Here is a 23,846-nt window from a genome sequence, read left to right as displayed (position 1 = left end):
ATTCCATTCCCCGGTGATCCGGCTGACACGCTAATGATCGTTTCGGCCTTGACAGAATGGACGGATTGTCACAGGCTGCTCTTAACTCTTAACTCTGACTGCTATTCAACTGATATCCGTGACCCGTTCGCTGATTGCGTTTTTGCGTTCCACCAGGGTCAGCAGCGCCATAAAGAAGGCGGTGATGGCGGGACCGAGGATCATGCCCCAGAAACCGAAGCTTGTCAGCCCCGCGATGATGGCAAAGAAGATGATCAGCTCGTTACGCTTGGTCTCGGTGGTGGAGAGCTTGCTGTCGATGCTTTTGATGATCACCGGTTTGATGAAGGTGTCCGCGATTACCGAGATGACGACGATCGTATAGAGCGCGATGAAAACGGCGCTGCCCGTATGGCCGACGGAGAGTTCGTAGAGGGAAAAGGGGACCCACATCAGCGCGCCGCCGACGACGGGGATGAGCGAGGCAAATCCGAACAGGATGCCGAAAAGCAGCCCGTTATAGCCCATGAAACTGACGGCGATTCCGAAGAGGGCCCCCTCCAGGGCTGCGGTGAGCAGAATCGAGTAGAAGACGATGCTCATCACCGAAGAGACCTCCGAGCCCAGCAGGGCCGCATCGTCGGGGGGAAGATTGATGACGTGTTTGAAGTAGGCCGCCAGCCGCTGGCCGTAGAGGTGGGCGAAGAAGTAGAAGACGATGATCATAAACGCGTTCTTGACGAAGGAGGCGCTGATGCTGCCGATGGTGCCGGCGTAGGCGAGGGCTCTCTTCGTCAGTTCGGCGGGGTCATACGAGGCAATAAAGTCCGAGATGTGGGACCTGGAGCGCCCGGAGAATCCCGGCGCGCGCTCTATGAGTTCCTGCAGGTAGTCCATGACCGATTCCAGGGTCGCCGGGTCGAAGTGCTGAAGGTAGATGGTGATCTTGGCGAGAAAGTAGCCCAGCGGTGCGAAAAAGAGCAGGGCCATCACGAGTGTCGAGAGGGCCGCCGCCGTGAGAACCGATCCGGACCACTCCCGCAGACGCCGTTTGAACGAGAAGGTCGAAACAGCCAGCAGGGAGGCGATCAGGATGCTCATCAGGTAGGGGCTGTAGAGCAGGTACATCCAGTAGAGCGATGCCGCGAGCAGGATGGCGAAGATCGTCTGCGGCTTCACGGCGCGATCCTAGAAGAGCCCGCTCTGTTCGGCGGGCGGGGTGAGCCGGAGCACGTCGTAGCACTTGGGGGTGGCGACGCGGCCCCGGGCGGTACGCTCCAGGTAGCCGTTGGCGAGCAGGTAGGGCTCTAGGACATCCTCGATGGTCCCCTCATCCTCGCTGAGCGCCGCGGCGATGGTGCTGAGTCCCATGGCGCGCCCTTTGGCCTGGACAAGGAGCTCCAGCAGCCGCAGGTCCATCTCGTCGAAGCCGTGGGCGTTGATGCCCAGTTCGTTCAGGGCATAGACGGTGCGTTCATGCGTGATGGTCGCTTCATCCGCGACATCGGCAAAGTCGCGGACCCGGCGCAGCAGCCGCAGGGCGATCCGCGGCGTCCCCCGGGAGCGGCGGGCGATCTCCAGTGCGGCGTCGTGTTTGATCGGCTTGCCCAGCTTCTCCGCGGCCTGCATAATGATGCGGGAGAGCTCTTCGGGGTGGTAGAAGTTCATGCGGAAGTTCATGCCGAAGCGGTCGCGCAGGGGGTTCGAGAGCATCCCGGCCCGCGTGGTCGCCCCGATCAGGGTGAAGCGGGGCAGGTCGATCTTGACCGTCTGGGCCGCCGGGCCGCTGCCGATGATGATGTCGAGGCGGAAATCCTCCATGCTGGGGTAGAGGATCTCCTCGACGGCGGGGGAGAGGCGGTGGATCTCGTCGATAAAGAGGATGTCCCCCTCCTCGAGGTTGGTCAGGATGGCGGCCAGGTCGCCGCTTTTCTCGATCATCGGGGCGGCGGTGACCTTGATACTGCTGCCCATCTCGTTGGCGATGATCAGCGCGAGGGTCGTTTTCCCCAGGCCCGGAGGGCCGAAGAAGAGGGTGTGGTCCAGGGCTTCGCCGCGCTTTTTGCTCGCCTCGATGAAGACGCCGAGATTCTTTTTGATCTGTTCCTGGCCGATGTAATCCTTCCACCCTTCGGGGCGCAGGGAGGTCTCAACCGTCTCCTCGGCGCTGAATTTTTCGATCTCGACGATGCGTTCCATCAGTAGGTGTGCTCCTCGGCCGGGAAGGTGCGCGCCGCGACCTCCTCTTTGTACTGCGCGACCGCGGCTTTGACCGCGTCGGCGCCCTGCATGTACTGCTTGACGAACTTCGGTACGAAGGGCTCGTAGAGGCCGAGCATATCGGAGAAGACGAGCACCTGCCCGTCGACGCCGCTGCCCGCTCCGATACCGATGACGGGGACCGATACGACTTCCGCGATCCGCGTCGCGACCTCGGCCTTGACCCCTTCGACGACCATACAGAACGCCCCGGCCGCTTCGACGGCTTTGGCATCCTCGATCAGGGAGAGGGCGTTGGCCTCGTCTTTCCCCTTGACCTTGTAGCCCCCCTCGCCGCGGACCGCCTGCGGCAGCAGGCCGATGTGGCCGCAGACGGCGATGCCGTTGGCCGTGAGGTGGGCGATGATGCCGGCTTTGTCCCGGCCCCCTTCGATCTTGACGGCGTCGGCGCCGCTCTGCTGGTAGACGGCGATGGCGTTGTCCAGGGCGCGCTCGGCCGTTGTATAGGTACCGAAGGGCATGTCGCAGATGACGAAGGTGCCCGGTGCCCCGCTGCAGACGGCCTGGGTGTGGTAGATCATCTGTTCGAGCGTTGCGCTCAGGGTGTCCGGTTTCCCGGCAAAGCTCATATTGAGCGAATCCCCCACCAGCAGAATGTCGGCGATGGGATCGAAGAGGCGTGCGAAGAGGGCGTCATACGCGGTGATCATCATCAGCGGCGTGCCGCCTTTGGCATTTCGGATGGCACCGACGCTCAGCTTTTTGGCCATTGATTGCTCCTGCGGGCATGCCGGAATAGGGGGAATTCCCCTCTCCGGCGCCCTAGTCAATTGAGAGCGATTTTATCCAAAAATGCTACAATTGCGGATAAATATGGCAGGCCGCCGCCCCGTTGCAGGGGGCGGAAGCGCCCGGGTACGGGCGATACGGCAAAAGGGTAATCGGTGGAAAAACAACTGGTGGGCTACATTACGACGGGCTATCCCGACAAAGATTTTACGATCGACCTTGCACTCTCCCTGGGAGAGAACGGCGTCGATTCGCTGGAACTGGGGATCCCCTTTTCCGACCCCGTCGCCGACGGCCCGGTGATCGAGGCGGCGAACTACGTCGCCCTGGAGAACGGGTTCCGTTTCAAAGACGTCCTGGACGTCTCCCGGGCCGTGGCACCGCGTGTCGATACGCTCTGGATGGGCTACTTCAACCCCTTCTACCAGTTCGGGATGGAGAACGTCCTGCGCGAGGCGAACGATCTCGGCGTCACCGGCCTGATCGTCCCGGACCTGCCGCACGAAGAGGCGTCCCTGTATGCCGACGCCTTCGCCAAACACCGCATCAGCAACATCGCCTTCGTCGCGCCGACGGATACGGATGAGCGGATCAAAACGGTCGTCGGTGCGGCGCAGAAGTTCATCTACCTTGTCGCCTACGCCGGGATCACCGGGGCGGGCAAGAGCGAAGAGCTCGGCGGGGTCGTCGCTTCGATCCGCCGCCACACGCAGACCCCCGTCTACGTCGGTTTCGGCGTCAACGAGCAGACGGCAAAGGCGAAGGCGGAGGGCGTCGACGGCGTCATCGTCGGCTCTGCGTTTATCAATGTGCTGCTGCGCGAGGACCTCTCCTTTTCCGAAAAGATCAACCACTGCTGCGCGATCGCGAAAACGATCAAAACCCGCATCAACGAATAGGGAAATCACCTCCCGTTTTTTAGCCCCTCTTTATGGCGCATCGGCTATAATTTGACTAGCAGCCTGGGTGGTGCGAGCTCTCGCATTTCAGGGGGTTCTACATATCTATACTATGGATGGAGTAGTCGCTTTTGTGTGCCGGTGATCTCGCTGGAGGGCGCAAGCCCGAGAGACCGCCGCCTGATGAAGCGCTCAATCCGTATTTTTTTGGCTTTGAGAACCAAAGCTATCTTGCGGAACGGCCACTCGGGTTTCTCTCTCCGTTCTCATTCAAGAAGATGCCGTCTTTTTGAATGAAAACAGACAGATAAGGATCGGCAGAATATGAATGTAATGGTAATCGGCAGCGGCGGACGCGAATTTGCGATCGGGCGTGTTCTGGCACAGGACGAAGCGGTAGAGAAGCTCTATTTCGCACCGGGCAACGGCGCGACGCCGATGCTGGGCGAGAACGTCGCGATCCAGGATTACGACGCGCTGGCGGATTTTGCGATTGCGAACAATATCGAGCTGACCATCGTCGGTCCGGAAGCGCCGCTCACCGAAGGCGTCGTCGACATCTTCAAGGCGAAGGGGCTGACGATCTTCGGCCCCTCCAAGGCGGCGGCCCAGCTCGAGGGCTCCAAGGTCTACATGAAGAACTTCCTCGCCAAGTACGGCATCCCCACGGCCCGTTACATCGAAACGGACCATATCGAGACGGCCTTCAAGTTCATCGAGACCCTGCCGACGCCGGTCGTCGTCAAAGCCGACGGCCTCTGCGCGGGCAAGGGCGTTATCATCGCAACGACCCACGACGAGGCGAAAAAAGCGGCCTCGGAGATGCTCAGCGGAAAATCCTTCGGCGACGCGGGCAAAAAGGTCGTTATCGAGGAGTTCCTCGACGGCTACGAACTCTCCATGTTCGCCATCTGTGACGGCGAGGACTTTATCCTCCTGCAGGCGGCGCAGGACCATAAGCGCCTCCAGGACGGCGACCAGGGGCCGAACACGGGCGGTATGGGGGCCTATGCGCCGACCCCGCTCGTCAACGACGAGATCTATGACAAAGTCAAAGAGCGTATCGTCCGCCCGACACTCGACGGGATGCAGGCGGAGGGGGCGCCCTTCGAGGGGGTCCTCTTCATCGGACTGATGATCGTAAACGGCGAACCGATCACCCTGGAATTCAACGTCCGTTTCGGCGACCCGGAGTGCGAGATCCTGATGCCGCTGCTGAGCTCCCCGGCAAGCGAACTCTTCTACAAGGCCGCGACGAAGCAGCTCGATACCCTGGACGTGAAGTTCAAAAACGAATACGCTGTCGGTGTCGTGATGGCGAGCCGTGACTACCCCTACAGCAGCAGCGAACCGGCGGAGATCGTTGTCGACGAGATCGTGCATACGGAGCTGGCAGAGCATTCGCACATCGCCTATGCCGGCGTCAGTGAAGAGGACGGAAAGCTCTTTGCGACAGGCGGGCGCGTCCTCGTCTGTGTCGGAACGGGAGCAAGCATCCGCGAGGCCCGCGACCGCGCCTACCTGCTCTGCGGCCAGGTCCATTTCGCCGGCAAGAAACTGCGCACCGATATCGCATACCAGGCCCTCTAACCCGTGAACGAGACGATCGAAACGCTGCTGCACCGGTACGAACTGCACCTTGCTTCCATCCCGAAGCGTGCCGTGGCGTTCCTGATCGACGAGCTCCTGCTGAGCCTCCTGTTCACGATCATGCTCTGGGGTCCAATCTCCAAGGCGGAAGATATGGAGACCTTCCTCTTTATCACCAACGCTTACGCCCTGGAGTACCTGGGGATGAAGGTCTTCTACCAGACGCTCTTCGTCGCCCTTTACGGGGCATCGCTGGGGAAGATGGCGATGCGCATCCGCGTCGTGGCCGTGGAGGACGGCGGGGTCCCGGGCTGGCTGCCGGCATTCAACCGCGCCGTCTTCCGAATTCTCAGCGAGATCATCTTCTACCTCGGCTTTATCTGGGCGATGTTCGACCCCAACAACCAGGCGTGGCATGACCGCACCGCCCGCACCGTCGTTGTCGATGCTTAGGTTCTTTCTCCTTCTTACGCTTGTGCTGACCGCCCTGCGGGCGGAAAACCAGATTGAATTTTTTGCGACCCGGCTCGATTCGAACCTGAGCGTCGTCCATGCCAGCGGGGATGTGCTCGTCCTCTATAAGAGCTACTACCTCAGTGCCAACGAGGCCTACTTCGACCGCAACAGCAGCACGCTGGAGCTCTTCGGCAATATCGTCGCGATGCAGGGGTCGGACTATTTCGCGATGGGGGACTATGCCAAGCTCGATGTCGCGAAGAAGAGCCGGGAGTTTTCCCCGTTTTTTATGCTCGACCGCCATACGAACGTCTGGATGAGCTCCTCGCGTTCGGGGGCGGAAGACAAGGACTTTACGGTAGAGAAGGGGATGGTGTCGGGATGCGACCCCAACGACCCCTTCTGGGTGCTTTACTTCTCCAGCGCCGATTTCGACAGCGAATCACGCTGGATGAACGTCTACAACGCCTACCTCAAGATCTACGGTATTCCTGTCTTCTACTTTCCCTATTTCGGCTACTCGCTGGACAACCGCCGGCGCAGCGGTCTGCTGGTCCCCTCTTTCGGGGTCTCCAGTACGGAAGGTTTCTTCGTCGAACAGCCCGTCTACATCGCGATCGACCCCTCCTGGGACGTGGAACTGCGGCCGCAGATCCGCACGGAGCGGGGCGAGGGGCTTTACGGGAAGTTCCGTTTTGTCGATTCGAACGTCTCCAAGGGGTCGATCAACGCGGGCTACTTCCAGGAGAAATCCTCCTATGTCGATACCTATGACCTGGCCAACTCGAACCATTACGGGTTCGACTTTTTCTATACCAACACGGCGGTGCTGCAGCGCTGGCTCGGCCTCGACCTTCACGGACAGTCGGGGCTCTATGCCGATATCAAGTGGATGAACGATATCGACTACATCAACCTCTCCTCCAACGATACCGTCAACTACGCGACGTCAAACCAGGTTCTTTCCCGGGTGAACCTCTTTTACAACGAGGAGAATGCCTACTACGGTATGAACCTGCGCTACTACCTCGACCTGAACAAAAAGAGCAATGCCGATACGCCGCAGAACCTGCCGATCCTGCGTTACCACCGCTATATCGACACCTTCCTGGATGAGCACGTTTATTACACCTTCAACCTCCGCGGGAACAATATTTTCCGCGAAACGGGGATGCGTGCGGTCGAGGGCGAAGTGGACCTTCCGGTAACGCTGCAGACCTCGGCGCTCGAAGATTACCTGCTGCTCTCCTACAGCGCCCGTCTCAACGGGAAATATATCACCTTCGGGAACGAACCGACGAGCGTGTCGGCGATCCCGACGGGCGGGATGTACGAATCGGGGCTTTTTGGCCGGATCTACCACGTCTTCGACGCGGGGACGCAGGTGACAAAAGCCTTTGACGGATTCAGTCACACCGCGGGGCTTGACCTTGCCTATACCAAGGCCGGTGTTGACGATGCAACGGGCTATTACGAGACCCAGCAGTCGCTCTGTACCGGGAGTGATGCGGCGCTTTACCCCGAGTGCGATTTTTACGCCGTCAATGAGATCGAAGAGGCGCTGGATCTGAAGTTCAGCCAGTTCTTTGTCAATGACGAGGGAGAACAGGTCCTCTACCACCGCATCTCGCAGCGCTTCTCCTTTGACCGTTACCAGGATCAGCTCAGTGAACTGGAGAACGAGCTGGACTGGCAGGTCACGCCGGAAATCTCGCTCTATTCCGATGTCTTTTACAACTATGATTACCACCGCGTCTCCAAGACGCTCAACGGGGTCCGCTACAGCGATGATGCGTTCAACGTCGGTGTGACGGACCTTTATGAAGACCAGCCCGACGTCAACGGCACCAACCGGGTGAATTACCTGACGTTTGATGCCGTCTACCGCTATAATGACCACTACCGTTATTTCGGGCGTTACGCCTATGATCTGGAGGAGCACGTCAAGAAGCTTTCCGAGATCGGGTTCGACTATACGAAGCGCTGCTGGAAGTTCGGGATGCGCTACGTCGAGAACAACCGGCCGATCCTCACCAATGCCCAGACCGATTCGGTGCTCGAGAAGTATGTCTATTTTACCGTTGAGCTCCGTCCGATCGGCGGCACGGAGGTGAACTATAAACTCAGCGATGTACTGGATGGTTCGTGATGATACTGTTTGAAGATAGAAAAGCGGCCGCTTCGGCGCTAAAAGAACTCCTGCCGCTGGCACAGATGCAGCGCGAGTCGTGGATACTCATTGCCGTCTCCGAAGGCGGTGTCGCACTCTGCCAGGAGCTCAACGGCCGGATGAAACTGAAGATCGACTGGCTGATGGGCGAATCGATCATGGCCCCCCACAATCCGCAGTGCGAACTCGGACGGGTGAGCGAGATGGAGGAGATCGTCATCAATGACGACCTCGTCAAAGCGTTCGGCGTGCAGTACGACTATGTCTACGGCGAGGCGCGCCGCAAGCATGAGGAGAGGATTCTCTCGAAGATCTACCACTATCGCAAAGGGCGCCCGCTCACGAGCCTTCGGGGCAAAAACGTCCTGCTGGTCGACCAGGGGTCGGAGAGCGGGCTGAAACTGATCTGCGCGATCAAAACGGTGCTTTCGCGCTCGCCCGATGCGCTCTTTGCCTGCGCGCCGGTGCTGCCCAAAGAGGTCTATGCGGCCATCGAACCGCTCTGCGACGCGCTCTTCTGCCCGCACGTGCTGGAGGATTATATAGAAACATCATGTTATTATTCACAATTAGAAGATGTTTCGGATGAAATGATTATCAAGATATTAGGGGAATAAATGGATTATGATGTACTGGTAGCCGTCGAGAACAGAACGGAAGAGTATGCGCTTACAAGCGTGGCCCGTCAGGCAAACGGAAGCGCATGGCTCAAGGCCGGCAACACGGTTGTCCTGGCCACCGTCGTCATCGACGAGACGGAATTCGTCGAAGAGGGATTCCTGCCGCTGACGGTGCAGTACATCGAGAAGTCGTATGCCGCGGGCAAGATCCCGGGCGGCTTCATCAAACGCGAGGGCAAACCGAGCGATTTCGAAACGCTGACTTCGCGCATTATCGACCGTTCCCTGCGTCCGCTCTTCCCCAAAGGGTTCGCCAACCCCGTCCAGATCACCGTGATGGTCCTCAGCGCGGATGAAGATGCCGACCTCCAGGTGCTCGGTCTCAATGCGGCATCGGCGGCCCTGTATGTCTCCGACATCGATATTGACATCCCCGTCAGCGCCGTCCGTGTCGCGAAAGTCGACGGAGAGGTCGTCTTCAATCCCACGCTGCCGCAGCTCAAAAACAGCACGCTTGACCTCTTTCTCGCGGGGACGGAATCGGACCTGCTGATGATCGAGATGCGGGTCCAGGGTTCGGTGGAGACGGAACTGCTTGATACGATGATGGTCGACCCCCTTGTCGATCCGGCGCTGGCCGCCGAGACGATCGCCCGCTACCGCAGCAACGCGATGGGCGAGGATGATTTCATCGTCATGCTCTCCGAAGCGCAGCAGCTGCTGGCGACGGCGAACGGCTCTTATGCAAAAGCCTTTGCCCCGTTCAAGAAAGAGACCTTCAAACTGACCTGCATTGCCGCGGAGCCGGATGAGCATCTGATGGCGTATGTCAAGGAACAGCACAGCGGCGACATCGCTGCGGCCATCGCTCAAATGGCGCGCACGGAGCGTTCCACGGCCCTGCGCAACCTGCGCAAAAAGATTCTCGATGCCGAGCCGGAATATGATGAGCATGCCCTCAAAAAAGCGATCGAAGCGGTCAAGCGCGAGACGGTCCGCGCGCAGATCCTGCAGACGCAGAGCCGTGCCGACGGCCGGAAACTCGATGAGGTCCGCCCGATCAGCATTCTGACGAACGTTCTGCCCTCCGTCCACTCCTCCTGTCTCTTTACCCGGGGCCAGACCCAGGCGCTGGTGACACTGACGATCGGCGGCAACAAAGACGCCCAGATGTACGAGGAGCTCACGGACAGCGCTGCGCAGTATGAAAGTTTCATGGTGCATTACAACTTCCCGGGCTTCAGCGTCGGGGAAGCTTCACCGGTCCAGCCGCCGCGCCGCCGGGAGCTGGGACACGGCAACCTCGCCAAGCGGGCCCTCGAACCGGTCCTGGAAACCCCGGGCCAGACGGTGCGCCTTGTCTCCGAGATCCTGGAATCCAACGGTTCCTCCTCCATGGCGACCGTCTGCGGCGGCTATATGGCGCTCAAAGCGGCGGACCTGGAGACGACCGACCCGATCGCCGGTGTGGCGATGGGCCTGGTCAGCGAGGGCGACCTGCACATGGTCCTGACCGACATTACCGGACTTGAGGACCACGACGGGGATATGGACTTCAAGGTCGCGGGTTCCAAAGAGGGGATCACGGCGCTGCAGATGGATATCAAGCTCGGCGGTATCTCGCTTGAGCTGCTCAAAACCGCGCTCTACCAGGCAAAAGCGGGGCGTGCCCACATTATCGATATCATGGCCGACGCCGAGAGCAAGATCGAACTGAGCGACGAACTGCCCGGCAGCGACTTCTTCAGCATCGACCCCGAACGTGTCGCCGACGTCATCGGCCAGGCGGGCAAGACGATCAGAGAGATCATCGAGAAGTTCGAGGTCGCGATCGACATCGACAAGAAAGCCGGCAACGTAAAGGTCACCGGCAAGAACCGTGAAGGGGTCAAGGGGGCGCGCGAGCATATCGAGCAGATCGTCTCCGTGCCGAAGATGGAAAAACCCGAATACCATGTCGGCGATATCGTCAAGGGGCGTGTCAAGAAGATCGTCGATTTCGGTGCCTTCATCGAACTGCCCGGCGGCGTCGACGGGCTGCTGCACATTTCCAAGATCTCCGACTCGCACGTCCGTAACGTTTCCGATGTCCTGAGCGAGGGGGATGACATCGATGTCGAGATCCTCGAATTCAAGGGCAGCAAGATCAGCCTCGGCCGCGCACCGGTTCTCTAAACCCCCTCAGGGCTGCGCGGCCCGAACGTATGGAAAATACTTCACTCTCTACACTGCTTTCTGCATTGCAATCCGGACAGAACCTTTTTCTCACCGGCGGGGCCGGCACCGGGAAAACGACCCTGACACGCCAGATCATCGCCGCGTACGGCGTCGAAGGGAAAAAAGTCGCCAAGCTCGCTTCGACGGGCATGGCGGCAGCCCTGATCGGCGGCCAGACCCTGCACAGTTTTTTCGACCTCGGCATCGCCGACAGTGAAACGGACCTGGAGCGGCGGGGCAAGCTGATCCCCAAGAAGAAGATCGTGAAGCTGGTGCGTGCCATGGACCTCATAGTCATCGACGAGATTTCGATGGTGAGCGCGGAGGTACTTGATATGGTCCGGCTCCGGTTGCTGCAGTGCGGGTTTGACGGCGTGCTTCTGGCCGTGGGGGATTTCCTGCAGCTGCCGCCGGTGACCAGGGGCACGATCCGTTTCGCGTTCGAGGCCCCCAGCTGGAGTGCGTTTGCATTCGAGACCGTCACACTGACGCACAACTGGCGCAGCGAGGATACCGAATTCAACGGCATCCTGAACGCCGTGCGGCATGCCCGTGTCGGCGAGGAGGAACACCTTTATCTGCATGAGCTGATCAAGCCGACGGGCGAGGACCTGTCAAGTTATACCTTCCTCTACGGTACGAACCGTTCGGCCTTCGAACATAACCGTGAGCAGCTGGATGCGGTGGAGGGGGATCTCTATGCCTTTGAAACCCAGAGTGTCTGCCATGACACCAAGACCCAGCCGCGGGAAGTGCAGCGTTTTATGGAAGATGCCCGTATCCCCGAGATCCTGGAGCTGAAAATCGGGGCGCCGGTCCTCTTTACGCGCAACAGCTGGAATTACGTCAACGGCGAGCGGGGAAGTATCGTCAAGCTCGAGCAGGATGCGGTCTCTGTCCGTAAAAGTGACGGTATCGTGGTCAAGCTCGAACGCGTCGGTACGGAGAAAAGCCGATGGGAAGAACGCACCGTGGAGCAGGAGAAGCAGATGGTCGAAGTGCCCCTTATCACGCTCTACCAGTTCCCTATCGTGCTAGCGTTTGCCATCACCATCCACAAATCACAGGGGATGAGCATTCCCGACCTTGTCATCGATACCACGGAGATCTTCGCCCCGTCGCAGTTCTATGTCGCCCTTTCACGCGCCGTCTCCCCCCATACCCTTATTCTGAAACAGCCTCGTGTCAACTGGGCAAACCTCGCTTTTGTGCACCCCAAAGCACTGGCCTTTGTCAGTGCCTGATTTTTCAAAATAAACTATTATTTTTGATTATATAATGTAATTGAATTTTAACAGCTAGTTGTTTTCTGCGCAGTTATGCGAAAGGAGGCAGATAGTAAGATGGTCTTACTGGACGTTATTCCCTGTTAATTGTAAAGGAGGGGACAATGCAAAGGATGAAAGAGAAAGGCATCGTACTGCTGGCCGCGATTGCACTGTTGACCGGGGGCTGCAAGGTCGAGAGTGAAACGGATACAGGGACAGGCGGTGGCGGCGGCGGGGGCGGCACCGTTGTCATCGCCGCCTTCCCGACAGCCGTCGACGGCTTTGAAGGCAGCTCCGGCGATAATGCCCCGGACCATCCCAGCAGTATGCTCGTTGATCAGGGGCTGCAGACGCGCACCATCTATCCGCAGGGGGATGAGGACTGGGTACAGGTGGCCCTGGAAGTCGGCAAGACCTACGAAATTTTTGCCACCAACCTGAACTATACGGCCGATACCGTTATCGAACTCTACAAATCTGACGGGACGACGTTGGTGGCTTCGAATGATAATTTTCTTGACTTTGACAGCAACATCGAACAGGTACCGATTACGCAAACGGGCAATTATCTGATCCGCGTCTACTCCTTTTACCCGTACGATACGGCCAGCTACCAACTCGGGGTGAGGGTGTTTGTCGACGGCGACAATGACGGCTACTCCGCGACGTATGACTGCAACGACAGCAACAATGCCGTCTACCCTTATGCAGCAGAAATCGCCGGCAACGGGATTGATGAGGATTGTTCGGGGGCGGATGCCCCCTCGGGGAGTGACGGTTTTGAGCCTGACGGCACGCTTGGGGGCGCGACAACGATCTACAGCACCGAAGGTGCGGTCGGCGAGATCATCTACCACCATACCCTCTATTCCCTGGCCCATACGATCAATCCCGGCAGTGACACCGATTATTACAAAGTGACACTTCCGCCGTATGGCGCCGCCTATATCGTGGATTACTCACAGGGACCCGCCGGGATAGCGATGGCGCTGCTTGATGACGGCGGCGCATCTACAGGGATCTCAGGCGTGAAGGCAGCCGGCGGTTATATTGAGATGAGTACGCCTGATGCCGGAGCGATTGCGGCCGCCCAGACCTACTATCTTGAAGTCGTATCCGGAGACGGGACGTCGACGACCTGGTATGCCCCGGCAATGATCCCCATCGGGACGGACAGTGACGGTGACGGGTTTTATACGAAAGACTGGTCTCCCGACTGCGACGACACGAACGATCAGATCTTCCCCGGTGCAACGGAACGCCCGCTGGACCCGAAAGACTGGGACTGCGACGGGGACCCGACCTCATAGGCAGGTATGAGCGATGCGGTGGATCATTCTCGGGACGGGGGTAATGGCACTTGCCTTTTTGGCCGCGGGGAGGATGGAGGGGCATCCGAACCGACCGGTTGACGGGGTACTGAGTGTGCCGACCATGCTGGAAATGGCGGTGAAACCCGTTCCGGCGGTAGAGGCTCCCTCGGATGGAGAGGTGATGACGGCTTTACCTCCTGAGGTGCCTGCACTTTCCGATGAGCAGAAAGCCTATAACCGTCTTGTCGCTTCCGAGCAGCGCATCGAGCGTCAACGCGCACGGGTTGCCTATATCGAGGCCCGGCGTGAATGGCGCAGAGCCCTGAATGCGGCAAGGGACAGCGGCGACACGGAGGCGCTGAGGCGTATCAAGGCGCAGGAACCCGTTCGGGATAACGGGTATGCGCAGGAGTAAGATATCCGTCGGACGAAGTATCAGAAACCGAGCGTATGGAAGATACCCTCATCCCGGATGCGCTTTTTCAACCCCTCTGCCGTCTGTCGTCTGGCGTCTGCGAAGCTGTGGGATGACACGGCTTCAAGGAACAGCTCGTTCTGGGCGAGCCGCTCCCCTTTGGCAACAGATTCCAGCCGAAGCCGCACGGTGACGTGGAAAAGCCCGTTTCGCCGTTCCTGCTGACTGTCGGCATGCATCAGGAGCAGGCCGATGCGGTTGCCGGTCGGCAGCATCCCCTCGGCACGAAGGGCCTTCTCCATGGTATCGACGTAGACGATGCCTTCCGCATCGCTGATCACATTGACGGCGACGCCGAATTTGAGGGTGTTATAAGCTGAATCCATCTGCTCGGCAAAAGCATGATAGGGTTTCGTATCGCTGCCGGGATCGGCCGTTTCGAGGAGGAACATCTCTGCGAGCAGCATCGGTTTCTCCTCATGCGTGGCCCCCAGTTTCCCCAGTTTCTGGAAGAGGGGGGCGTATTCATCGCTCTTGGCCTGCTGTTCGAGCGTCTGGCGGTGCGCTCTCAGCCGGGCATCGATCTGTGCCGCGAATACGGCCCGCGGCATCGTGATCAAGACCGCGTACTCCTCGCCCATTTCCGCCTCCTGCTTGAGGACGACGTCGGGATAGTCGATCTCCTGAAGGGCCTGCTCCATTGCCTTTGTAATCGCTTGGCGCTCGTTGACGTCGCGGATGTGCCGACCGAGGGGGAGCTGGGCGCCTTTGAGCATCGTTGCCGCAATATTGCCGATGGCGGAAAGAAACGCCTCCTCTTTGCTTTTGGCCACCGAGACGCCGTACAGTTCTGTCGTCGTCGGAGCCGGAGGATGCTCGACCCAGCCAGGGACTTCAGGGGTCTGTGGCGTGAGGCAGCCTGAAAACATGATAGTGGCAAACAGCAGAGTCAGTAAGTTCAAACGCATGAAACTCCCTTTTGTGTCATGGTATCAACGGAAGGGTAAAGGGGGGCTTTAGTGGTATAATGCGGCCATGTATTATTACAGCTATGAGGCTTTCGAGGCGGATATGCGTTCCCTGCTGCCGGAGTGTCGCGCGTATGCACCGGATCTGATCGTGGCGCTTGCCCGCGGCGGCATGATGGGGGCGCAACTGCTCGGCTATGGTCTGGATGTTCGGAACATCGCCCTGCTGCGGGTGGCGTCATACGACGATGATTCCCAGCGTGAAGGAGTCACCATCGAGGGGGATTGTCCCGAGGAGGCGGCCCAGCGCATCCTGATCGTCGACGATATTGTTGATTCGGGCAAAACGCTGCAGCAGGTCAAAGCGTATCTGCAGGAACGCTTCCCCGTCAGCACGATCAAATGTGCTGCACCGTGGTATAAACCCGCCGCCTGTGAACAGCCCGACTTCACCTGCCGGGAAGCGACGGAGTGGATCGAGTTCTTCTGGGACCGTTTCAGTGAGTAGGGTTCTGGCGTGGCTGCAGTATCTGCGGACGCTCTCGCTGGCGTTTCGCGTAATCGCGTTTGAAAAGACCGATGAAGCGGCCCTGATTATGTGGGGAGCGTTGACGCTGTTCGTCACGCTCCTGTGCTTTGTGCTTTCCACGGTGGCAGGGGCCGCGGCCCTTTCAGGCATGGGGGCGCTCTGGTTCGCCGTACGCGGTTGGGCCCGCCGAAACCGCTACCGGCTGATCCGCACGGCCGACCGGGTGGAGTTTGCGGATTTGGACACGGCGGACGATGATTACCGGCAGGGGTTCAGCACCGGGGTGGTCCTGCGCCGGTTGGACGTGGACGATGTCAAACGGACCGGTGAATACGATGCGGAGCTGATGGCGGGGAACCGATGGTTTTTTGTAGTCACTGCACCTGAAAAAACGCTCATCGTGCCGTGTGAGCGGATCGTTTCCATTGAAATCGATACGGAGGAAGCGCGTTGGGATCACTGATCTTTTACCTGGGTGTCGGCCTCTTCTTGATGTGGGTTTTCCGTAGTTACGGTCGCTATCAGTACCGCACGAACGCGGCGGGGCATGCTCCCCTGCATTCCGAGGCGCTGCGTAACTCCGAGCTGGGGCTTTTTGTCGCGCTGATGGCGAAGGTGGCCAAGGCCGATGGGCGGGTCGATACCCTTGAGGCGGAACTGGTCGGTAACACCTTTACGGATATCGCCAACACTTTTCCAAATGCCGAAGCGGTTCGCGAGGAACTCAAAGCGATATTCAACCGTGAAAAGGAGCAGCGCTTCAATGCCGATGCGATCGCACAGCGGCTCGCCTATGCTACGGTGCACCATCCGCAGCAGCGGCTCGGGATGTTCTCTTTCCTCGTCAATCTTGCCTTCGTCGACGGCGAGCTCAGCCACAGCGAAGAGAATCTGCTGATCAAGATTGCGGCCTTTCTGAAGATTGCGCCGGAGCAGGTCGAGACGATCATGGCGCAGTTCGCGCAGATCTACAAAACGGGCCCGACCCGTACCGGACTGAAAGAGGCCTATGCCCTGCTGGGCGCAGCAGAGGGTGAATCGATGGAGAGCATCAAGAAAAAGTACCGTGCGCTGGTGAAACAGTACCACCCCGATCTCATGAAAGCCAAAGGCGCGGACGAGGCGTATATGGCGGAAGCAACGCAGAAGATGCAGCAGATCAATGCTGCCTATGAAACGATCAAGGCCTCCCGCTAGAGATGGGGTCTGTTACGGCAACACGATGCCGGGTTTGTTAACAACCTCTGGTATAATCCTATTTATTTTCGGCGGCTCGGCCGTGACACGCGAAAGGAGAAATCATGGATGAATCATGGCTTTATCCGGCGACCATCGTCGTCCTGTTGATTCTGGCGTACATGCAGTGGCAGATCAACGCAAAGAAAACGATGATCCTGATCCTCGTTGTTTTGGGCTATATTATCTATTCGCACGAAACGGGGCATTCGTTGACGGAATTCCGTGAACAGGCAGTCGACGACTTTGACGAGGCCGTCGGCAACAGCAAGTACAAAGAGCGGGTGGTCACCCCGCAGATGCGGCCTGTCGAAGCGCAAGAGATGTTCGACGGGAACGGGAGTGCAACAGAATGATTTTGATGTCGGGCCCCTGCGTTATCGAAAGCGAAGCATCGCTTTTCCGCATCGCCGAGGCGCTGCAGCCCTATCATGAGGATGCACGCTTCGACTTCTACTTCAAGGCGAGCTTTGACAAGGCGAACCGTACCTCGCTTGAAAGCTACCGCGGACCGGGGCTCGAGGAGGGACTTCGTCTCCTGCAGAAGGTAAAAGATACCTTCGGCTACAAGATCGTCACCGACGTGCACGAATCGTATCAGGTGGCACCGACGGCGGAAGTGGCCGATATCATCCAGATCCCCGCTTTCCTCTGCCGCCAGACCGATCTGCTCGTGGCCGCAGCCAATACGGACCGGATCGTCAACATCAAGAAGGGGCAGTTCATGAACCCCTCGGATATGCGCTATTCGGTGCTCAAAGTCCTCAAAACCCGCGGCTGCGATGAGGTGAGTTACGAGAATGCGCAAAAGCACAAGGTCCTTCTCACCGAACGCGGTTCGAGTTTCGGATACGGCAACCTTGTCGTCGACATGCGTTCACCGGTCATCATGCGCGAATTCGCGCCCGTCGTCTTTGATGCGACGCATTCGGTCCAGATGCCCGGCAGCGGCGGCGGCAAGACCGGCGGCGACAGTTCGATGGTGCCGTACCTGGCGAAGGCGGCCGCGGCCGTCGGTGTCGACGGGTTCTTTTTCGAAACCCATTTCGACCCCTCTTGTGCCCTGAGCGACGGTCCCAATATGATTACGCTCGAGGGCCTGAAACAGCTGACGGAGAGTCTGCTGGCGATCGAGGCCTGCAGCCGTTAGGCCCGACGGGATATTTACAGTAAATGAAGGAGAATGAAAGATGAAAATCATCGAAGGAAATCTGCAGGTACGTCCGGGCAAGAAAGTCGCCATTATCGCGGCACGTTTCAACCATCTCATCACGGACCGCCTGGTCGAAGGGGCGAAAGATGCCTATGCCCGCCACGGCGGCGACGAAGCGGAGCTGGACCTCGTCCTGGTCCCGGGCGCGTTTGAACTGCCGATGGCAACGGAACGCCTGCTCGCCAGCGGCCGGTACGACGCCGTCTGTGCGCTCGGTGCCGTCATCCGCGGCGCCACACCGCACTTTGATTATGTCTCGGCGGAAGCAACCAAAGGGATTGCGACGGTGTCACTGAAATACGCCAAACCGGTCGCCTTCGGTCTGCTGACGACCGATACCATCGAACAGGCGATCGAACGTGCCGGTACGAAGGCGGGGAACAAAGGTTTCGAAGCCATGACGACGGTCATCGAAATGCTCAACCTCTACGCGGAGATCGAAGCGTAATGGCGACACGTCACCACGCCCGTATGGCCGTCGTCAGTCTGCTGTATGCCTATGACCTTGGAAACGGGGCGATTGCCGATCACACCGACGAGATCCTCGAGGAGAAAAAGATCCGCAACAAGCAGAAGGATTTCGCACTGACGCTTTTTGACGGGGTGATGGCCCATCTCGAAGAGGTGGACACGGCGATTGTCAAACACCTTAAAGAGTGGGATTTTGACCGCCTCGGCTCCATCGAGCGTGCGACACTCCGCCTGGGTGCCTATGAGACGCTCTACAGCGACCTGGACTCCGCCGTCGTGATCAACGAGGCGATCGAAGTCGCCAAAGCGTTCGGTACGGAGCAGTCTCCCAAATTCATCAACGGCGTGCTCGATGCGATCGCCAGAGAAAAAGCCGCTTCCTAAGTCCCGCCCGCGCTTAAAACAATCTTTTTAAAGTTTTCCGCCTCCGGAGCCGGGGGCGGAACTGAATCCTGGGGCGGTTATACTGCGCCCAAGGAAAAAACGTACGAGAGAATGGAACCATCATGAGCAGACTCACAAAAGAAGAAGCGGTTGATCTGATCCGCAATGCCGATCTCAAAACCCTCGGAAAGCTTGCAACTGCCCGTAAAAAGGAGCTGCATCCCAAAGGGGTGACGACCTTCGTCGTCGACCGCAATATCAACTATACGAACATCTGCTGGGTCGACTGCAAATTCTGCGCCTTCTACCGTCATGAGAAGGATGAAGATGCGTATGTCCTCACCTACGACGAGATTGATGCCAAGATCGAAGAGCTGCTGGAAATCGGCGGAACGCAGATCCTTTTCCAGGGCGGCGTCCACCCGAAACTGAAGATCGAATGGTATGAGGATCTTGTCGAGCATATCCATACGAAATATCCGCAGATCACCATTCACGGATTTTCAGCCATCGAGATCGACTTTATCGCCAAGGTGTCGCGTATCAGCGTCGAGGAGGTGCTGACCCGTCTCAAGGCAAAGGGGCTCTCTTCCATTCCCGGTGCAGGGGCGGAGATCCTCAACGACCGCGTCCGCGACATCATCGCACCGCGCAAGATCGATGCCGACGTCTGGATCGATATCCACCGCAAGGCGCACAAGCTCGGCATCAAGTCCACGGCGACGATGATGTACGGCACGATGGAGACGGACGAAGAGATCGTCGAGCATTGGGAGATGGTCCGCCGCCTTCAGGACGAGACGGGCGGTTTCCGCGCCTTTATCATGTGGTCGTTCCAGGGGGAGAATACGAAGCTGCTGGCGGAGTTCCCCGATATGAAAAAGCATTCGGCGAACCGGTATCTCCGCCTGCTGGCGGTATCACGCCTCTTCCTGGACAATGTCCCGAATCTGCAGAGTTCCTGGGTGACCCAGGGACCTTATATCGGGCAGATGGCACTGCAGTTCGGTGCGAACGACCTGGGATCGACGATGATGGAAGAGAACGTCGTCCGCAGTGCGGGGGCGGGTTTCCGCATGGCCAAAGACGAAATGGTCCGTCTCATCCGTGACATCGGCGAGACCCCGGCGATCCGGAACACGGCGTATGAAACCCTGGAGCTTTTTGCGTGAGCCTCAAAGCGCTATTAATATTCATTTTTTTCACAGGACAGATTGTAATGGCTGAAACGACGGTGGAACAGGTAGAAGTAAACGGCATCGAGGTGCCGATGATATTTGAGCAGGACCCTCGGCTTCCGATCGTCTCCATGCAGTTGGTCTTCCGTCAGAGCGGTTCGATCGAGGACGGCGCCGGTGCGGGCCTGGCGAAGGTGACGGCTTCAATGCTCAACGAAGGGACGCAGAAGCGCGGCGCCGTCGGTTTTGCAGAGGCGCTCGACGCCCGGGCCATCCATCTCAGCGTGCATGCCGGGACAGAGACGATGGTCTTTGAAATGGGGTCGCTCAAAGAGGAGTTCGGCGAAGCGGTCGGTCTGCTCGAAGAGCTGCTCACTTCTCCCAACCTCAGTAAGGAAGCCCTGCAGAAGGTGAAGACGACTTCTGTCGGTGCGCTCAGCCGCAAAGAGAGTGACTTTGACTATGTTGCCAACCGCGAGCTCAAAGCGGCACTTTTTGCCGGAACACCGCTGGCTACCCCGGCTTCCGGGACGGTTGAGAGTGTCAAGGCCATGGAACTCAAACAGATCAAATCGTTTGTCGAAAATCATCTCCAGACGTCACGTGCCATCGTGGTGATCGGCGGGGATATTTCCAAGGCGGACGCCGCTGATGCCGCGCGCCGTCTGCTGGGGCACCTGCCGAAGGGTTCACTGGAGCGCCTCGGGTTCTACCCGGCCAGCGCAGCCGCAAAGACGGAGCTGCTCAAACGCAAGACGGAACAGGCCTACGTCTATTTCGGCGCACCTTTTGAGATGAAAGTCAGCGACCCCGAGCATTACATCAGCCGCGTGGCGATGTTCATCCTTGGCAGCGGCGGCTTCGGCAGCCGGATGATGGAGGAGATCCGTGTCAAGCGCGGGTTGGCCTACTCTGCATACTGCCGCGCCAATATCGCCCGTTCGAGCAGCTACTTCTTCGGGTACCTACAGACCAAGATCGCTTCGCAGAAAGAGGCGGTAGAAACGGTGCGGGAAGTGATCGAAACGTTCATCGAGAAGGGGGTGACCCAGGAGGAGCTCGATCAGGCGAAGCGCTTCCTGCTCGGTTCCGAACCGCTGCGTGTCGAGACACTCTCCCAGCGCCTTTCGCGCACCTTCCTGGAGTACTACAAGGGGGAGGGCATCGGTGCTTCCACCCGCGAACTCGCGCAGATCGAAACGCTCGACCTTGCCACGCTCAATGCCTTCATCAAAAAGCATGGGGAGATCGAGAAGCTTACCTTCGCGATTGTGACGGAGGAGTAAAAGGCTTTTTCGTTCCCCTTCTTCTTTACTTGTGTAAAGCAGAAGCCGAACCGGGAAGAAGAAAGCACAAAGGGCTGACGCCTTCGGGACATTCCATTCCCCGGTGAGCCGCCTGAGACGCTAACGACCGTTTCGGCTTTGACAGTAGAAGCGGATATTGTCAAGCTGTCTCATTACACATCAGGGCGATAGCGCCGTTTTGACTTCCCGCACAATTCCCTCATCCTCGGCCAGATCGGCCCAGAGGAACTTCTTCCCGCTCTGGATGCTCCCTTTGAGAAGATCACCGCTTTTGCGGTATTTGAGGTCAAGTGCGGCAATGTCGAAGCCGTTATCCGTTTGGCGGAAGGCGTCGAGTCGCTCGCTCTCGTTCAGGTTCGTATAGAGAAAACACCATCCCTTGAGCCCGGTGCGGCTGACGCGTCCGCGCAGCTGGTGCAGGGTCGCCAGCCCGAGCCGTTCGGCGCCGACGATGACAACAGTTGTCAGGCGCGGAAGGGAGATCCCGACCTCGATGACGGTTGTCGCAAGCAGGATATCCCCCCGCTCTCTGAACGTTTCAAGAATGACCTCTTTCTCCCTGTCCTTGCCGTGGGTGACGTAGACGTTCGCAAAATGCTTCTCCCAGTAACCCCGTGCCTCTTCAATGCTCTGGTAGCCGAAATTCTCGCTCTCTTCCACCAGCGGGTAGACGATGAGCACCTGGTGCGATTGCGCGATTTCGGAGCGGATATGTGCCAACAGGGAGGGGAAATCGGGTTTGTGGATGACCGTGGTCGTAATGTCCTTTTTAAAAGGGGTCTTGGTGATGAGACTGACGTCGATATGGGCGGAATCGATCATGGCCTGGGTCCGGGGGATGGGCGTGGCGGAGAACTGAAGGTAGTGGGGGTGACGGGCACCGTCGGCGATCAGCTTCTCGAGCCGGTGGCGCTGCGCGGTGCCGAAACGGTGCTGTTCATCCACCATGATGAGCGCGGCTTCGGGCAGGTCGCGGTAAAGCAGGGCATGCGTCCCGATGAGGACATCGGCTTCCTCCAGCGGCAGTTTTTTCGGTGTGGCATTGGTGATGAGTAATATCTTCTTTTCCGGGAGGAATTTCCGTGCCTCCTCGTAAAGCTGGTTGGCGAGAATGGTCGTCGGGGCCATGAGGATGCTGCGGTGCGGTGTGGCCATCTGCATGGCGGCAAGGATCACCATCGTCTTGCCGGCGCCGACATCGCCGACGACCATCCGCTTGGCGGCATGGGGCTTTTTAAAATCCGCTTCGATCGCCTCGATGGCCCGCGTCTGTTCATCGGTCAGCAGAAACGGCAGCTGCATGGCCCAGCGGCGCCAATCACTGCCGAGTCTCTGCAGGGCATCGAAGTAACGCCGTTTCCCCCGGAGCGAACGCATGTAGCTGTAGAGTTCGGCGTATTTGAGTGCATAGAGCTCTGCGGGTGTCGGCTCCTTCTGTGGCGCGGTTTGGGGGAAATGGAGCCCCAGCAGCGCATCGGAGACATGCGGCGGCAGCCCTTCTTCCAAAAGGCTCTCCCGGGTGATGTAGCGCGCCGCCAGACGCGCCATCACGTCAGTCCGCAGCGCCGTTTTGTACTTCGGTGTCAGCGAGCCCGCTTCGGGGATGCGCTGTGGATGGCTCATCTGGCAGCGTCCCTGTCTGCAGTCGATGCGGCCGTAATAAAGGGCCCGCTCCCCTTCGACGAAAAAACGGAGCATATAGGGTTTCGGATTGAAAAGGACCCCTTCGATGCGGTGACCGAAATTGTGGACAAAGAGGGTGATCGTAACGGTGCGAGAGGTACGGTGGATAGATTCGACGGTGGCGTCGATGGCCTGATCATGCCCCTCGGTCAACCTGGGATAGAGCCGGCGGTCTTCGAACCGGACCGGGACGAGTATGGCCAGTTCTGCGGCCGAGTAGACTCCGAGCTTTTTGAATTTTTCGATATCGGCCTGTTCAATTTGCATGGGGTATTTTAACGCGTTTGTGCCCGATCGGCTTGAATAATGACATGTTTGCTGTGTTATAATCGTTGCCACGACAAATTACACAGAGGGCCTTGCCCGGAAAGGTTGCATGATGAATATCTCACTGACCGGAAGAGCGATCGAACTGACCGATCCCATCAAAGAGTATCTGCAAAACGCGATCGGATCACTCTCGAAGTTCAACCTGGACATCATTTCGGCACAGGCGGTCTGTGCCAAGCGCAGCATCGGGAAAAAACAGGGGGTTTCGGTAGAGTTTACCATCAACCTTGCCGGCAAGAATACCGTCGTCATCAAACAGAGCGATGATGACATGTATGCCGCTATCGACATTGCGATCGAACGGGCCCAGAAGGCGCTTCGCCGTATGCATGACAAGATCAGCGATCACCATCACGAGGGGATGAACAGTGCCAAAACCGAATCGGCAGATGTGAAAGCCGCCGCAGAAGCCCTTGAAGATGATGTGATCCCGGTCGAACTCGACAGCTATAAACCGAGAGAGGTGGCCGATGTGCTCGAGGAGTTGAAAGCGGGTGAAAAGCAGTTCGAGATCTTCCTGGACAACGACGGGAAGACGCGTGTCCTCTACAAACGAAACGACGGCCGTTACGGCCTCTACTGATCATAAGACGGCGGGAAGCCGTCTCTTC

General features: G+C 58.5%; 24 protein-coding genes. 19 read left to right on the top strand and 5 right to left on the bottom strand.

Features of this window, described 5'->3' with window-relative positions:
* Window positions 1-105 precede the first annotated feature (105 nt).
* Genes WCX49_RS10800 through panB form a run of 3 tightly spaced genes read right to left on the bottom strand, consistent with a single transcriptional unit; the run spans window position 106 to window position 2,969 of the window.
* Window positions 106-1,158 carry an AI-2E family transporter gene (locus WCX49_RS10800; protein ID WP_345985098.1) on the bottom strand — a complete coding sequence of 351 codons (1,053 nt, stop codon included), beginning with the start codon at window positions 1,156-1,158 and terminating at the stop codon, window positions 106-108.
* Between the two features lie 9 nt (window positions 1,159-1,167).
* Complete coding sequence (gene ruvB, locus WCX49_RS10795; protein WP_345985097.1) at window positions 1,168-2,178, bottom strand: Holliday junction branch migration DNA helicase RuvB; 1,011 nt, start codon at window positions 2,176-2,178, stop codon at window positions 1,168-1,170.
* A complete protein-coding gene (gene panB, locus WCX49_RS10790) occupies window positions 2,178-2,969 on the bottom strand; it encodes a 3-methyl-2-oxobutanoate hydroxymethyltransferase (RefSeq protein WP_345985096.1) in 792 nt (263 codons plus the stop codon). The genes ruvB and panB overlap by 1 nt, the downstream gene beginning before the upstream one ends.
* 174 nt (window positions 2,970-3,143) lie before the next feature.
* Between panB and trpA the strand changes: the two genes are divergently transcribed.
* The 9 genes from trpA (at window position 3,144) to WCX49_RS10745 (ending at window position 13,936) form a co-directional block, all read left to right on the top strand.
* A complete protein-coding gene (gene trpA, locus WCX49_RS10785; protein WP_345985095.1) occupies window positions 3,144-3,887 on the top strand; it encodes a tryptophan synthase subunit alpha in 744 nt (247 codons plus the stop codon).
* Window positions 3,888-4,211: 324 nt separating this feature from the next.
* Window positions 4,212-5,477 carry a phosphoribosylamine--glycine ligase gene (purD, locus tag WCX49_RS10780; RefSeq protein WP_345985094.1) on the top strand — a complete coding sequence of 422 codons (1,266 nt, stop codon included), beginning with the start codon at window positions 4,212-4,214 and terminating at the stop codon, window positions 5,475-5,477.
* 3 nt (window positions 5,478-5,480) lie between these two features.
* Window positions 5,481-5,930 (top strand): RDD family protein, encoded by a 450-nt coding sequence (locus WCX49_RS10775; protein ID WP_345985093.1) that lies wholly within the window; start codon window positions 5,481-5,483, stop codon window positions 5,928-5,930.
* Entirely contained in the window at window positions 5,893-8,082 is a 2,190-nt protein-coding gene (gene lptD / locus WCX49_RS10770) for an LPS assembly protein LptD (protein WP_345985092.1), read from the top strand. The genes WCX49_RS10775 and lptD overlap by 38 nt, the downstream gene beginning before the upstream one ends.
* Entirely contained in the window at window positions 8,082-8,720 is a 639-nt protein-coding gene (locus tag WCX49_RS10765) for a phosphoribosyltransferase (protein ID WP_345986806.1), read from the top strand. The genes lptD and WCX49_RS10765 overlap by 1 nt, the downstream gene beginning before the upstream one ends.
* Entirely contained in the window at window positions 8,721-10,898 is a 2,178-nt protein-coding gene (locus WCX49_RS10760) for a polyribonucleotide nucleotidyltransferase (RefSeq protein WP_345985091.1), read from the top strand.
* A gap of 65 nt (window positions 10,899-10,963) precedes the next feature.
* The gene (locus WCX49_RS10755) at window positions 10,964-12,184 is read left to right on the top strand and encodes an AAA family ATPase (RefSeq protein ID WP_345985090.1); all 1,221 of its coding nucleotides are present in this window, start codon (window positions 10,964-10,966) and stop codon (window positions 12,182-12,184) included.
* Window positions 12,185-12,330: 146 nt separating this feature from the next.
* Window positions 12,331-13,518 (top strand): putative metal-binding motif-containing protein, encoded by a 1,188-nt coding sequence (locus tag WCX49_RS10750; protein ID WP_345985089.1) that lies wholly within the window; start codon window positions 12,331-12,333, stop codon window positions 13,516-13,518.
* 13 nt (window positions 13,519-13,531) lie between these two features.
* Entirely contained in the window at window positions 13,532-13,936 is a 405-nt protein-coding gene (locus WCX49_RS10745; protein ID WP_345985088.1) for a hypothetical protein, read from the top strand.
* A gap of 20 nt (window positions 13,937-13,956) precedes the next feature.
* Here WCX49_RS10745 and WCX49_RS10740 read toward each other — a convergent pair whose 3' ends face one another.
* On the bottom strand, window positions 13,957-14,898 hold the full coding sequence (locus WCX49_RS10740; RefSeq protein ID WP_345985087.1) for a hypothetical protein: 942 nt from the start codon (window positions 14,896-14,898) through the stop codon (window positions 13,957-13,959).
* A gap of 73 nt (window positions 14,899-14,971) precedes the next feature.
* Here WCX49_RS10740 and WCX49_RS10735 point away from each other — a divergent pair, with 73 nt between their 5' ends.
* The 9 genes from WCX49_RS10735 (at window position 14,972) to WCX49_RS10695 (ending at window position 21,201) form a co-directional block, all read left to right on the top strand.
* Window positions 14,972-15,412, top strand: a complete 441-nt coding sequence (locus WCX49_RS10735) for a phosphoribosyltransferase family protein (protein ID WP_345985086.1) — start codon at window positions 14,972-14,974, stop codon at window positions 15,410-15,412.
* Complete coding sequence (locus WCX49_RS10730; RefSeq protein WP_345985085.1) at window positions 15,405-15,896, top strand: hypothetical protein; 492 nt, start codon at window positions 15,405-15,407, stop codon at window positions 15,894-15,896. The genes WCX49_RS10735 and WCX49_RS10730 overlap by 8 nt, the downstream gene beginning before the upstream one ends.
* Window positions 15,884-16,630 carry a TerB family tellurite resistance protein gene (locus tag WCX49_RS10725; RefSeq protein ID WP_345985084.1) on the top strand — a complete coding sequence of 249 codons (747 nt, stop codon included), beginning with the start codon at window positions 15,884-15,886 and terminating at the stop codon, window positions 16,628-16,630. The genes WCX49_RS10730 and WCX49_RS10725 overlap by 13 nt, the downstream gene beginning before the upstream one ends.
* A gap of 104 nt (window positions 16,631-16,734) precedes the next feature.
* Window positions 16,735-17,025, top strand: coding sequence for a hypothetical protein (locus WCX49_RS10720; RefSeq protein WP_345985083.1), 291 nt, complete (start codon window positions 16,735-16,737; stop codon window positions 17,023-17,025).
* Window positions 17,022-17,819, top strand: a complete 798-nt coding sequence (gene kdsA / locus WCX49_RS10715; RefSeq protein WP_345985082.1) for a 3-deoxy-8-phosphooctulonate synthase — start codon at window positions 17,022-17,024, stop codon at window positions 17,817-17,819. The genes WCX49_RS10720 and kdsA overlap by 4 nt, the downstream gene beginning before the upstream one ends.
* Window positions 17,820-17,859: 40 nt before the next feature.
* A complete protein-coding gene (gene ribE / locus WCX49_RS10710; protein ID WP_345985081.1) occupies window positions 17,860-18,330 on the top strand; it encodes a 6,7-dimethyl-8-ribityllumazine synthase in 471 nt (156 codons plus the stop codon).
* Window positions 18,330-18,737 (top strand): transcription antitermination factor NusB, encoded by a 408-nt coding sequence (gene nusB / locus WCX49_RS10705; protein WP_345985080.1) that lies wholly within the window; start codon window positions 18,330-18,332, stop codon window positions 18,735-18,737. Before ribE ends, nusB begins: the two co-directional genes overlap by 1 nt.
* A 122-nt stretch (window positions 18,738-18,859) precedes the next feature.
* Window positions 18,860-19,909: a dehypoxanthine futalosine cyclase gene (locus tag WCX49_RS10700; RefSeq protein WP_345985079.1), complete on the top strand. Its 1,050-nt coding sequence runs from the start codon at window positions 18,860-18,862 to the stop codon at window positions 19,907-19,909.
* Window positions 19,910-19,956: 47 nt separating this feature from the next.
* Complete coding sequence (locus WCX49_RS10695; RefSeq protein WP_345985078.1) at window positions 19,957-21,201, top strand: pitrilysin family protein; 1,245 nt, start codon at window positions 19,957-19,959, stop codon at window positions 21,199-21,201.
* Between the two features lie 180 nt (window positions 21,202-21,381).
* Here the strand turns inward: WCX49_RS10695 and recG are convergent, their stop codons facing one another.
* Window positions 21,382-23,172, bottom strand: coding sequence for an ATP-dependent DNA helicase RecG (recG, locus tag WCX49_RS10690; protein ID WP_345985077.1), 1,791 nt, complete (start codon window positions 23,170-23,172; stop codon window positions 21,382-21,384).
* Window positions 23,173-23,284: 112 nt separating this feature from the next.
* Here recG and raiA point away from each other — a divergent pair, with 112 nt between their 5' ends.
* The gene (gene raiA / locus WCX49_RS10685) at window positions 23,285-23,818 is read left to right on the top strand and encodes a ribosome-associated translation inhibitor RaiA (RefSeq protein WP_345985076.1); all 534 of its coding nucleotides are present in this window, start codon (window positions 23,285-23,287) and stop codon (window positions 23,816-23,818) included.
* The last annotated feature ends 28 nt before the right edge of the window (window positions 23,819-23,846 follow it).

This window comes from Sulfurimonas sp. HSL-1656, assembly GCF_039645585.1.
In the GTDB taxonomy this organism is placed as follows: domain Bacteria; phylum Campylobacterota; class Campylobacteria; order Campylobacterales; family Sulfurimonadaceae; genus Thiomicrolovo; species Thiomicrolovo subterrani.
The sequence above is the reverse complement of the archived record's forward strand: the minus strand, read 5'-3'. Positions and strand labels throughout refer to the sequence as shown.

Excerpts from the sequence above, each read along its gene's own strand:
- WCX49_RS10720 (WP_345985083.1), top strand. The coding sequence starts at position 16,735 with ATGGATGAATCATGGCTTTATCCGGCGACCATCGTCGTCCTGTTGATT.
- nusB (WP_345985080.1), top strand. The coding sequence starts at position 18,330 with ATGGCGACACGTCACCACGCCCGTATGGCCGTCGTCAGTCTGCTGTAT.
- recG (WP_345985077.1), bottom strand. The coding sequence starts at position 23,172 with ATGCAAATTGAACAGGCCGATATCGAAAAATTCAAAAAGCTCGGAGTC.
- ruvB (WP_345985097.1), bottom strand. The coding sequence starts at position 2,178 with ATGGAACGCATCGTCGAGATCGAAAAATTCAGCGCCGAGGAGACGGTT.
- WCX49_RS10750 (WP_345985089.1), top strand. The coding sequence starts at position 12,331 with ATGCAAAGGATGAAAGAGAAAGGCATCGTACTGCTGGCCGCGATTGCA.
- lptD (WP_345985092.1), top strand. The coding sequence starts at position 5,893 with ATGACCGCACCGCCCGCACCGTCGTTGTCGATGCTTAGGTTCTTTCTC.
- WCX49_RS10735 (WP_345985086.1), top strand. The coding sequence starts at position 14,972 with ATGTATTATTACAGCTATGAGGCTTTCGAGGCGGATATGCGTTCCCTG.
- kdsA (WP_345985082.1), top strand. The coding sequence starts at position 17,022 with ATGATTTTGATGTCGGGCCCCTGCGTTATCGAAAGCGAAGCATCGCTT.
- WCX49_RS10765 (WP_345986806.1), top strand. The coding sequence starts at position 8,082 with ATGATACTGTTTGAAGATAGAAAAGCGGCCGCTTCGGCGCTAAAAGAA.
- purD (WP_345985094.1), top strand. The coding sequence starts at position 4,212 with ATGAATGTAATGGTAATCGGCAGCGGCGGACGCGAATTTGCGATCGGG.
- WCX49_RS10760 (WP_345985091.1), top strand. The coding sequence starts at position 8,721 with ATGGATTATGATGTACTGGTAGCCGTCGAGAACAGAACGGAAGAGTAT.
- ribE (WP_345985081.1), top strand. The coding sequence starts at position 17,860 with ATGAAAATCATCGAAGGAAATCTGCAGGTACGTCCGGGCAAGAAAGTC.
- panB (WP_345985096.1), bottom strand. The coding sequence starts at position 2,969 with ATGGCCAAAAAGCTGAGCGTCGGTGCCATCCGAAATGCCAAAGGCGGC.
- raiA (WP_345985076.1), top strand. The coding sequence starts at position 23,285 with ATGAATATCTCACTGACCGGAAGAGCGATCGAACTGACCGATCCCATC.
- WCX49_RS10700 (WP_345985079.1), top strand. The coding sequence starts at position 18,860 with ATGAGCAGACTCACAAAAGAAGAAGCGGTTGATCTGATCCGCAATGCC.
- WCX49_RS10745 (WP_345985088.1), top strand. The coding sequence starts at position 13,532 with ATGCGGTGGATCATTCTCGGGACGGGGGTAATGGCACTTGCCTTTTTG.
- WCX49_RS10695 (WP_345985078.1), top strand. The coding sequence starts at position 19,957 with ATGGCTGAAACGACGGTGGAACAGGTAGAAGTAAACGGCATCGAGGTG.